Raw genomic sequence first — 12,105 nt, forward strand, 5'->3', positions numbered from 1 at the left:
ACGCAGCTTATTTTATGACTAAAAAACCAACTTAATTCAAAGCCTTCACCCGTAAGATTACACTGGTTCTTCTAGCGTTGGCTTCAGGATTAAAACCAATCTTCATCAGCAAGTCTCCTGAATAAATCTTGGAGCTGTCAATGGGTGACTGTATTCCGGGATAAAGATTTACTTCTTCAATTCTGTATTGTTTTTTTGGATCGAGCCCCTGCATTTTAATAGGCAGTCCAATTGTGGTATTGAATGTAGTGGCTACATAATAGTTGAACACAATTGCTTCCTCTTGATTCTCTTTTACATAAGCCATCGACGCTACTTTTTCCTCATCCGGGTTTTGCAGCCTATATTGATCACCATGCCAGATGATATCTTTAATTCCATTATACAGCTTCACTGCATTTTGTGCATAAAGTAAATCCGTAGTATCTAATTCATTTACCCGAATATCGAAACCCAGCTTGCCCATCATGGCAACATCTGTTTTAAACTTAATGGGTTGTTTACCCATATCCGTAACATGATTGTCCACAGCAATAGAAGGAAAATAACACGAATATTCCCATTGCATAAATATTCTGTCGAACGGATTGGTATTATCACTTGGCCAAAACTCTGTGAAGTACTGCAGGGCAGCATAATCAACTCTTGAGCCGCCGCCTGCACAAAGCATCATGGGTGTTTTTGGATATTTGGTCCTTACTCTTTCCAATACTTTGTTTAAACCACGAACATATTCAATATAAAAGTGATCCTGGTTTTTTAAAAATGGTGAGTGGGCATTATAGATAAGCGAATTACAATCCCATTTGATGAACGCCAATTCAGGCACTTCTTTGAACAATTGCTCTACAGTATTGTATACAAAATCCTGAACCGCTGGATTAGTAAGATCAAGCACAAGTTGGTTACGCATATAAAATTCTTTTATACCTGGTTGCCTGATGATCCAGTTAGGATTTTTTTCATACAATTCGCTTTTAGGATTCACCATTTCGGGTTCTATCCATATACCAAACTTTACACCATGCGCAGTAGCTTCCTTGCCTACAGAGCTGATACCATTCTTGAGTTTTTGTTTATTATACTGCCAGTCACCAAGCCCTGTTGAAGCTCCGTTACGGGGATATTTATTACCAAACCATCCGTCGTCTAGCAGAAAAACATCCACCCCTAGTTTCTTTGTGTCTTTAGTGAGTTCGCTCAGCTTTTCGTCATTGAAATCAAAATAAGTGGTTTCCCAATTGTTTAATATGGTTTGGCGTTGGCCGCTGCCTTGCGCCAATTGATAGTTTCTGGCCCAGCGTTGCAGATTACGGCTGGCTCTGCCTTTACCTTCGCCAGAATAAGTGTACACAAAACGTGGTGTAGTGAACTTCTCAGATGATTTTAATGTGTAGTTTGATGAAAAATTATTGATGCCCGCTGTTACACGCAAGTAGTATTCATCAAAGGTTTCAAAATCAATTTTAAAGTTACCGCACCATTCCAATGAACCGGCAATTACTTCACCTTCTGTTTCGCCCGCAGGCTTGTCGATGGATATCATGAAGGAGGATGAATGCAATAGGTTGCTGCGTGTGCCCAACTTTGAATCGAGTGTGCGGATACCATGCAATAGCTGCTGTTCTTCTGAGAGCATCTCACGTCCCCAGCCACTGTAGTGATTTTTAAGAAAAAACTTTTTGCCCTGGAGCGTAAGGTTGGCAGAAGCATATTTATTCAACACAACATTACCCTTTTCCTTATGCTCTATTTCCGACCATTGTTCAATTACATCTTCTTTATAATAGGCCTTGTAAAATAATGTGACTTGGAATTTGTACCTCGTATCTTTCAATACAATAGTAGTCAATGTCTGGTTGTCGTCAATTTTTTTTACTTCATGGTTTACATACTGCAACACTACGGATTTATTCCCATCGCTATGGGTTACAGACAAGGCAGGCTCCATCAGGTTAAGCGAGCCGGATGCTACGTAGGCTTCCCGCTTGTTAAACAAATCATCATTACCTGCCTTAAACTTATCCAGCGAGTTGATGACCGCATATTCATCTGTATTTTTTAATTTTTTCCCAAGGTAGGTGGTTATTAAAGAGCTGTCTTTGTCTGTTTGCAGTACAAGAACTGTATTTTCAGTGGATACTGTAATGATTTCCTGGCTGGTAGCTTTGCTGGTAAAAAGTATCATCACGACAAAACAGGTTTTAAAAAACTTAGAATGCATTATATGTGGATTTTAAATTAAAAAGCTGGGGAACTTTGATATTAAAATCAGCTTTTCCCATGGCCTCTCGGTTAATATTTTTTTTGCTGTTTAGCTGGATAAAAAAAAACTAAAGTATTTAGATCTACTTATTTCTTCTATTAAATTCATAATGTTAAATCGTGATAACCATCAGCAATCAAGACAGTATCAAAATCTAGCTAAGCCAACTGTAATTCATTTCTAAGTTTTAAATGAACAATAGTAATTATGGTTTAGCTTGATATTCATTTATTGTTTCTTGCATTTGAACTATCTATTTTATCATTTAATCCTTATACTTTTTCTTATCAGGGGGCATTTAAAAAAAACGAAGGTATGAGTGAATGCAAAACAAAGCTTTTAAATTTGATTAAAAATCTTTCCGTTTTGTCTAAATAGCTATTTAATTGGGGATAATATGGTTCACGTCGGATTTGTCAGAATCCAATATAAGAATTAATTAATTTAAAAATTACCTCGCCAATTTACAGAATGATTTAAAAATAAATATCTCTAGTCTAATCATTTGATTCTTTCTAAGCATATGCACAACTTCAATTTCGCTTAGAGTTCTCTTTGCAGATTCAAAACTTTTAAGGCCTAATTTGTTGGAGTGGATACCTTTTTGCCCCAAAAAATTAAGGCGTTTTTTTATAAATAATTCACCAGACTAACTTTTGTGGCAAAATCGTGGCATTTGATGTTTTTGAAAACCAGAACTCAGCAAAATCAAACTCTAAGAAATTTAGTTCAAATCTGCAGCTCAACACTATATCATCGATCAAGCTATGGATTTTACTTCTTTTTAGAGTTTGCAAAAGACCTTTTCTAAGGTCGAAATATAAAGTTTGGAATGATTCTGCAATTTAAAAAAAATACTATCCAGATATCATCTTGAAAAAATGTCTCTTTGATTTTCTACCATTGAAAGTTATAAAGTTCATCAGATCGTGCGCTTAGGTATTACTATCGCTTATAAAAAAAAGAATTATAATACTTGTACTGCTGGCTATGCAAATAGTTCATTCGCAGACTAAGAACAAAACCGCCGATGCCCTTTTTGATAAAATGTATTATATAGAGGCCGCCAAATCGTATGAATTGTCGGTAAAAAATGGAGATGCTTCTAAAGAAACACTGCAGCCTTTTTGTCCTGCTGCTGTTAGCGAAACAAATAAGAAAACCACATAAATCAAAAACCTATTTTTTTCCATTTCAGTTAAATCATTAATATTAGTAAATATTTCACTGCAAAAGTGAATATAAATTGACATATAGTAAACTTATGGATTTTAAGAAATTCTTAACAGACAATTATTGTTACGTAAGTTTAATGTTAACAACCCACGGAATCACCAGCAAAAACTGCTAATTTTAGAATTTGGCAAAAAATGGTAATATTTACAAATAGTAATAATATCTGTTTAAATCAAAATTAATTCTAAAGAAATTTTCACAATGCAGAAAGCAGATATTCCGTTGTTTCAAATTCAATAATTTAAAATCTTTCAGATCACAATTCTATATCTGCATCAAAATTGATTTACGGCCAGTTTTAGCCTTAAAAAAACGTCTTTACACAAATTCAAAACATTTATGATAGAATTTGAAAGACCGTTTTAGATCTCCAGTTTAACTTCGCTTTATAAAATATTCGAAAAACAAAAAGAATACAGATATAAACGAATTAACTATGAAAAAAACCTTCAATCTATTTCTAGTCCTCTCCACTATTACTTTTAACACTTTTGCAAAGCCTATTCAAAATGATGATCCGTCTTTGCTTTGGTTTAAAAAAACAATCGAAGTCATTCAATTTCAATTAAACAAAGCAGCACAAACATACAAACCCGGGAAAAATCCGCGTTCGGTAAATCCCAACGGAACAGTGCGCTTAGCCGGTTTAACCGATTGGACTACTGGTTTCTTTCCCGGAAGTCTTTGGTACGGCTATGAACTTACAGGCGACAAAATACTGGCCGATGAAGCTAAAAAATTCACACTCGCGCTGGATTCTATTCGAAATATTAAAAATACCCATGACGTTGGTTTCATGTTGTATTGTTCTTATGGAAATGCGTATAGAATTACAAAGGACGAAAGCTATCTGCCTGCTTTGAGCGATGGAGCAGCCCATCTTTACACCCGATTTAATCCTAAAATTGGAGTGATTCGCTCCTGGGATTTTCCATCGTGGCATTATCCTGTAATTATTGATAATATGATGAATTTGGAGTATTTATATTGGGGAGCGAAGCAATTTAATAAACCCGAATATAAAAATGCTGCAGATACTCACGCGTTAACAACTATGAAAAATCACTTCAGAAAAGACTTCAGTTCTTACCATGTAGTAGATTATGATCCTGTAACTGGAAAAGTTCTGCGTAAAGCTACTCACCAGGGATTAACAGACGAATCAGCGTGGGCACGTGGTCAGGCCTGGGGTTTATATGGCTATACGGTATGTTATGAAAACAGCAAAAATCCAAAGTTTTTGCAACAAGCCGAAAATATTGCGAAATTTATAATGAACCATCCCAGAACACCAAAGGATAAAATACCGGTATGGGATTATGATGTCCACAATGCATTAGAAACCGATGAGCTGGCACCAAGAGATGCTTCGGCTGCAGCAGTTATTGCTTCTGCCTTATTAGATTTGAGTACACAAGTAAAAGACGGTCAAAAATATGCTGACTATGCTGAAGTACTATTGAAATCATTATCTTCAGATGCTTATTTGGCTAAACCAGGTGAGAATCATTATTTTCTGCTAAAACATAGTGTTGGTGCTTTTTTATACAATTCAGAAATTGATACACCACTTGATTATGCTGATTATTATTATCTGGAAGCTTTAAAAAGATATGCTGCAATCAAAAAAATCCAGATATAAGCAGCATCTTTAATCAATTTGAAAAATTTAATGCATTAATAAAGAATTTAGGAAGTTATTTTTGATCTCTAAAAGATCCATTAAACAGCTTCTTATTTATTATAAAAACAAATGATAAATTTAAAAAGAACTACCGCTCTATTTTTTATGCTGCTAACATTTTGTTCTAGCAATGCGCAGGAAACTGTAGTAAATAAAGAAAGCTTTGATGCTGTAAACCTCAATTATCCGGGGTTAGAAAAAGTAAACCAGCTTTTTAATCAAGCCAAATACAATGATGCTGCAAAAGAACTTTTGGTTTATTACCGTAATCGTAAAACCGTAAAACATCCTGATTTTAATATCGGTGATGAAGCACGATTTAAAGGAAAAGACATCGGAAAAGCCAATCAGGAAAAAGCAGACAATGCCTTACTGCATCAATTTCAGCCGCATAAAGGATATGGCTTTTTTGATTATGGAGCCGATATCAATTGGGATCTTTGGCCAATAAAAGACAATGAAATCCGTTGGCAGCTGCACCGTTTAACCTGGTGGCATTCTATGGCATTAGCATATAGGAGCAGCGGAGATGAAAAATACGCCAAGGAATGGGTGCTGCAATTTAGAGACTGGGAAAAGAAAAACTTTTTAGGACGTTCTGCAGAAAACGACAGCATAGCATGGCGTCCGCTGGAAGTATCAGAACGTATACAAAGTTATCCGGCTATATTTAATTTGTTTGTAGTATCTCCCAACTTTACACCAGCATTTTTGATGGAATTTTTAAACAGTTTCAACAAACAAACCGATTATATTCCAAAGCATTACAGTAAAGAAGGTAATCATTTATTATTTGAAGCACAACGTGTTTTGGGTGCAGGAGCATTTTTTCCTGAATTTAAACAAGCTGAACAATGGCGCAAAAGCGGTATCGAAATCCTTAACCGCGAAATAAAACTACAGGTATTTGCCGACGGAGTACAATGGGAACTTTCTCCGACTTATCATGTGGGCTGTATCGAAATTTTTACTAAAGCATATAATGCTGCAAAAATGACGGGATTAGAAAAGGAATTTCCGGAGTCTTATATCAAAACCATTGAGAAAATGGTCTTAGTTACTGCCAATATCTCTTTCCCTAATTATAATTATCCTATGTTTGGCGATACCTGGGCTGTTGATAAAGCAGTAAGGATAAAACAATTTTCAAGCTGGTCAAAGATGTTTCCTAATGATGGACTTATAGAATATTATGCTGCAGAGGGAGCCTCAGGAAAATTACCCGGTTATCTGTCCAACGCATTTCCTAATGGAGGTTTGTATACCTTTAGAAACGGATGGGATAATAAATCAACAATAATGGTTTTAAAAGCAGGTCCGCCTGCAGAGTTTCATGCGCAGCCGGATAACGGAACTTTTGAGCTTTGGGTAAAAGGGCGTAACTTTACACCAGATACGGGCTGTTATATTTACAGCGGCGATGCCGAAGTGACTAAAATGAGAAACTGGTTTCGCCAGACAAGAGTGCACAGCACATTGACACTGGATAATAAAGACATGATAATTACCGAAGCCCGTCAAAACAAATGGAAGACCAGTAAAAATCTTGATGTTTTAACGTATACAAATCCCAGTTATACCAATTTGAACCATCAAAGAAGTGTACTTTTTATCAACGGAAAATACTTTTTAATAATTGATAAAGCAATTGGTACAGCAACAGGAAAATTAGGCGTGCATTTTCAGTTAAAAGAAGACAGCAAACCTGTTTTTGATAAAGAAAATAATAGCGTTTATACCACCTACGAAGATGGAAATAATCTTTTGATTCAATCCTTAAACAGCGATAAAGCGGTATTAAATGAAGAAGAAGGTAAAGTTTCGTACTCTTATGCAAAAGAAACATCGAGACCGGCATTTGTGTTCGAAAAACCAAAAAATGATACACTATCACAGCAATTTATCAGCATCGTTTATCCGTATGATGGAAATAAGGCTCCGCAAATAACCATCAAACCAAATCCGGGAAATGATTTTGAGAAAGGAAACATCAATTTAAGTATCACTATCGATGGTAAAACCAATGCTGTTCAAACAACATTAGAACAATAAAAATCAAAATGTCAGCTGTGTTTTCTTTTCTTAATTATTCATTAAGAGAAGAAAACACAGTCATTAAGAATCCATCCGTTATTTAATTTTTTAATGTAAAGTTATATGAAAAAAAACATCATCCTTAAACTGGCTTTTCTCGGTTTGGCACTAACAGCCGGCATAGCATGCAGTAAGGAACAAAATAACGATTTAGAACCTGTTTTAAAACCAGCTGTAAACGATACCATTCTCAACATAAATTACGAATCTGGCGAGGTTACTTCAGGAGTTACAGGTATAACCGGCACTCATGCACCCGCCGCTGATGCCGTTTCTGTGACTTCACCCGGCAGTACTGGTAAATATGCTATTGCGCATAAAGTTACCCTTGGAGACAACGTTTATTTTTCAGACGGTTCCTACCGCAGTGAATCTGATGCAGTTACTTTAGCTAAATACCGCTATATCCCTGGAGACGAACATCGATACGAGGTTAGTATATTATTAAAAGATTGGCAGCAGTGGAATAGCGCGAACCCAGCCTATGGAGATAATGTTTTCCAGCTGAAAATGTCTGATAATCAATTACTGCCTTTAAGAATTCTTACTAAACGAAATGCTGTCGTTGCCAGAGATTATCAGTATCAGGATAATCTGATTACTGATTATCGTCCTTATATTAATCAATGGATTAAGTTTCGAATTGAAGTGAAATGGGCAATGGATGAGACAGGATACATGAAAATATACGTTAAGCTTCCAGATCAATCCGATTTTAATCTGGTTCTGGAACGAAATAATTTTATAACATTCACAGGCAGCCCCGCTGTGGGAAATGTAGGTTACTTAAAATGGGGTGTTTATCGCGAAGCTGGAAAAAATGCCGATGGAAGCGTAATTACCAGCGATAATGTACTAACACGCATCGCTTTTCATGATGATATCCGCATCATCAGACTTCCTTTAAAATAGTAATGTACAAGTTCAAAAATAGGCAGCTTTTAGGCTGCCTTTTTCTTTATAAAACATTCTTAATCTTCTTTGACATTTTTAAATTACTCTTCAGAAAATATCCAATTGAAAAAGTATATTTTTAATTGACATTACTAAACGCTAAAGTTATTTTGTTTGATTCAATTATCACTCATTGGTCATGCAAGTTATTCTTTAACAAGTTTTATCTGTATGAGAAAAATAAGCACAGTTTTTTTTGCTGTTAAAAATCAATATTTTAGTTAACAATTTACTTTCTTTTGACTAACCTATACTCAATACTGTATATTTTAAAACTGATTACTATTTACGGCGCTTTCTTTAAAATTTAGTTTTAAAAGAAATAGTATAAAACACTGATATTACCAATGTTTACTATTAACGAAAACGTTGTATTAATCAAAATCAATAGCATTTTGGACGCATTCAAAACTGAACTTTATAGTCGATTAATATATTTGTTTTAATTAAAATCAAAAAAACATGACCAAGCAAAAAGAAACCACCCGACTATTACAGAATTTATTTTTTTTCTCAAAGCAGAAAATTCCCCTGTCCTATTTTCAAATTAATAAATTGTTATAATTTTCCTCACAACTCATTGTAGCTTTTTAAAAATCATTTAATATAGAGCAGCAAAATAGTAATGAATTTTATTTAACAGGACAAAAACTCAACTTAGATAACATCAATGCGAAATAAGTCTCAAGCTTATTTCGGCTAAACGAATAAATTATGAAAAGGACTATATTTTTATTTTTGCTGCTGGCAACTTGCAAAATGATGTACGGGCAGGATAACATTACTGTTAAAGGTAAAGTTACAGATGCACAAAATATTCCAATGCCCGGAGCAACAGTTTCTGAAAAAGGAACTAAAAACAGCACCATTACTTCTATGGATGGTGACTATCAAATCACAGTTAAAGCTGATGCTGTTTTGGTATTTTCTTATATCGGAACAAAAACGAAAGAAGAGCAGGTTAAAAACAGAACAAGTATCAATACCAAATTAATAGATGACACTAATAATCTTGACGAGGTAGTTGTAGTAGGTTATGGCACCAAAACCAGAAAAGATCTTACTGGAGCCATCTCTTCTGTTAAAGGCCAGGAATTGGCAAAAATTCCGGTACAAAATGTGGCGCAGGCTTTGCAGGGACGTATTGCGGGTATGCAGGTAACAATGTCTGATGGAACTCCCGGAGCTGAGCCAACTCTTAGAATTAGAGGCGGAGGTTCTATCACACAAAGTAACGAACCGCTTTATGTAGTTGACGGTGTAGCCCAAACCGGCGGATTAAGTTTTCTGGATCCAATGGATGTTGAATCAATGGATGTTTTAAAAGACGCTGCTTCAACCGCTATCTATGGTGCACAAGGTGCTAATGGAGTAGTTCTGGTAACCACTAAAAAAGCAAAAGGAGGAAAACTTACCCTAAGTTATGATACCTACGGGGGTATTAAAACAATAGCAAAAACACTTCCTGTAATGAATCCGTATCAATACACGCAGCTACTGTATGAAGCAGCAACTGATGATGCGAGATTGCAGAAATTCACTAATACTTTTGGTACTTATGATGAATTGGAAGGTCTTTACAAAAACAGAAAAGGAATTGACTGGCAGGATGAGGTTTTTGGAAATGCTGTAGAAAGCCAGTACCATAAAATAAGTATCAGCGGAGGCGAAAATGATACGAAATACAACGCTTTTTATTCGGTTAATAATGATCAGGGAATTATGCTTGGAAGCGCTTCTGTCAAAAATATTGCAAAACTAAACGTTACTAATACAATAAGTAAAAAGGTTACTGTTAATGCTATTGTCAATTACTCCAATCAAAAAGTAACAGGCTTATCTACAGGCGATGGAGGAAATGCGAGATTAAGCATGCTGCAGAATTTACTTCAGTACAGACCTACAATTGGAAAGATAGGATCAGACGAAGATTTAAAGACACTCACCGTAGACCCTTTAGACAATCAGGATTCGCCAACATTTCAAAGTCCGCTTATTACAATTGACAGTCAAAAAAGAGAAGCGGTTACCAGATCTATTAATATGAGTTTACAGCTGCAATACAATATTACTCCAAATTTAATTTACCGCGGACTGGTTAGTTATACGGACAACAGCATTAAAAATAAATTCTTTAATGATTCAAGAGGCATTCTGGCTATTAGAAGCGGCGGTGCATTTGGCGGCATTACACATAATATTGCAACACGATTAAACTACAACAACGTTTTAACGTACAGTAAAACCTTTAATAAAATCCATAAATTTGATGCAACGGCCGGGCAGGAATATATTTATAACTATTCCGAAGGAGTTACTACAACTGCTTCAGCCTTTCCCGAAGTTAATTTAGGCTGGGATAAATTACAATTAGGCACAATTGCAGGAATTCCGACAACTTTTTCAGAAGATGATGCTTTGTTGTCTTTTTTCGCAAAAACAAACTACTCCTATAAAAATAAATATCTGTTTTCTGCCAGTATTAGAGCTGACGGATCTACAAAATTCGGAACTGAAAATCAATGGGGATATTTTCCTGCCGTATCTGCCGCATGGAGAGTTATTGAAGAAGACTTTATGAAAAAGCTGCCTGTTTTCTCCGATTTTAAATTTAGAGCCAGTTATGGTGAAGCCGGAAATAATAGAATCGCAAATTATGCGGCTTTAGGAATTTTTAATTCAGGTTCTTATCCTTTAAATAATCAAACTCAGATTACAGCATTTCAAAATAATCTGCCAAATCCATATTTAAAATGGGAAGCTACTAAATCGACCAATTTAGGTCTTGATCTAGGATTTTTTAATCAAAGAATATCTTTAACAACTGAGATATACGAAAATAAATCTAAAGACCTGCTATATAATACTCGTGTACCTGCAAGTTCAGGTTTTAAAAAACAGTTTCAGAATATTGGAGCCACCTCTAATCGTGGTATCGAATTTACACTGAATACAACCAATGTAAAAACAGACAATTTTATATGGAATAGTACTTTTAATATTGCTTTCAATAAAACAAAAGTATTGGCTTTAAGCCAAGGAGAAAACTCTTTGATTACAAATAGTTACACAGATAAAAACGACTATATCTTACAAGTAGGAAAACCAGTTGGCACCATGTACGGCTATGTTAGTGACGGACTGTATCAGGTAAATGATTTTGATTATAATCCAGCAACAAAAGCCTATACATTAAAAACTGGGGTTGTAAGCGATAATATTGTAGTACAGCCTGGATTTATAAAATTTAAAGATATAAGCGGAGCAAATGGAACTCCTGACGGCGTAATAAACGATTTGGACAGAACAGCTATTGGCGATGCAAATCCAAAATACACAGGAGGTTTCAACAATACTTTTACTTATAAAGGACTAGATTTGAGTGTATTTCTTGATTTTACGGTAGGAAACGATATTTATAATGCAAACGTATTAAACAACTCAAGACTGAATTTAGATAACCTGAATACACTGGCAATTTATGCAGACAGATGGACAACTATTAATGCTGCAGGACAGCGAGTAACTGATCCTGATGAACTGACTGCGCTAAATGCTGGTAAAACAAATCCTGCTTTCAACGGTAATACTACCGGACGTTTGTACAGCGATATCATTGAAGATGGTTCATTTTTAAGAATCAACAATATCAGTTTAGGATATACACTTCCTAAAGAATGGCTGAAAAAATCTAAAATTTCTAATTTGAGAATTTATTTTACAGCCTATAATTTATATGTGTTCACTAAATATTCTGGATATGATCCTGAAGTAAGCGTCTACAGCAATGCCATAACCCGGGGCGTAGATTTCAGTGCATATCCTAGAAGTAAATCTTTTGTTACAGGTTTAAATATTTCACTATAATTTA

Annotated in this window: 6 protein-coding genes; 5 read left to right on the top strand and 1 reads right to left on the bottom strand. The window is 35.2% G+C overall.

Annotation, left to right across the window (positions count from 1 at the left end):
* Positions 1-31: 31 nt before the first annotated feature.
* Positions 32-2,224: an alpha-galactosidase gene (locus SOM12_RS18445; protein ID WP_320494790.1), complete on the bottom strand. Its 2,193-nt coding sequence runs from the start codon at positions 2,222-2,224 to the stop codon at positions 32-34.
* Between the two features lie 1,032 nt (positions 2,225-3,256).
* Here SOM12_RS18445 and SOM12_RS18450 point away from each other — a divergent pair.
* The 5 genes from SOM12_RS18450 (at position 3,257) to SOM12_RS18470 (ending at position 12,101) form a co-directional block, all read left to right on the top strand.
* Complete coding sequence (locus SOM12_RS18450; RefSeq protein WP_320494791.1) at positions 3,257-3,436, top strand: hypothetical protein; 180 nt, start codon at positions 3,257-3,259, stop codon at positions 3,434-3,436.
* 502 nt (positions 3,437-3,938) lie between these two features.
* Positions 3,939-5,144 carry a glycoside hydrolase family 88 protein gene (locus SOM12_RS18455; protein WP_320494792.1) on the top strand — a complete coding sequence of 402 codons (1,206 nt, stop codon included), beginning with the start codon at positions 3,939-3,941 and terminating at the stop codon, positions 5,142-5,144.
* A 111-nt stretch (positions 5,145-5,255) separates the two neighbouring features.
* Positions 5,256-7,238: a heparin-sulfate lyase HepC gene (hepC, locus tag SOM12_RS18460; RefSeq protein WP_320494793.1), complete on the top strand. Its 1,983-nt coding sequence runs from the start codon at positions 5,256-5,258 to the stop codon at positions 7,236-7,238.
* A gap of 105 nt (positions 7,239-7,343) precedes the next feature.
* The gene (locus tag SOM12_RS18465) at positions 7,344-8,192 is read left to right on the top strand and encodes a heparin lyase I family protein (protein ID WP_320494795.1); all 849 of its coding nucleotides are present in this window, start codon (positions 7,344-7,346) and stop codon (positions 8,190-8,192) included.
* Between the two features lie 756 nt (positions 8,193-8,948).
* Positions 8,949-12,101, top strand: a complete 3,153-nt coding sequence (locus SOM12_RS18470) for a SusC/RagA family TonB-linked outer membrane protein (protein WP_320494796.1) — start codon at positions 8,949-8,951, stop codon at positions 12,099-12,101.
* The last annotated feature ends 4 nt before the right edge of the window (positions 12,102-12,105 follow it).

It is taken from the genome of Flavobacterium sp. CFBP9031 (assembly GCF_034044945.1).
Classification (GTDB): Bacteria; Bacteroidota; Bacteroidia; order Flavobacteriales; family Flavobacteriaceae; genus Flavobacterium.

Bases quoted from the DNA above. Each gene is read 5' to 3' on its own strand.
- SOM12_RS18445 (WP_320494790.1), bottom strand. From the start codon at position 2,224: ATGCATTCTAAGTTTTTTAAAACCTGTTTTGTCGTGATGATACTTTTT.
- SOM12_RS18450 (WP_320494791.1), top strand. From the start codon at position 3,257: ATGCAAATAGTTCATTCGCAGACTAAGAACAAAACCGCCGATGCCCTT.
- SOM12_RS18455 (WP_320494792.1), top strand. From the start codon at position 3,939: ATGAAAAAAACCTTCAATCTATTTCTAGTCCTCTCCACTATTACTTTT.
- hepC (WP_320494793.1), top strand. From the start codon at position 5,256: ATGATAAATTTAAAAAGAACTACCGCTCTATTTTTTATGCTGCTAACA.
- SOM12_RS18465 (WP_320494795.1), top strand. From the start codon at position 7,344: ATGAAAAAAAACATCATCCTTAAACTGGCTTTTCTCGGTTTGGCACTA.
- SOM12_RS18470 (WP_320494796.1), top strand. From the start codon at position 8,949: ATGAAAAGGACTATATTTTTATTTTTGCTGCTGGCAACTTGCAAAATG.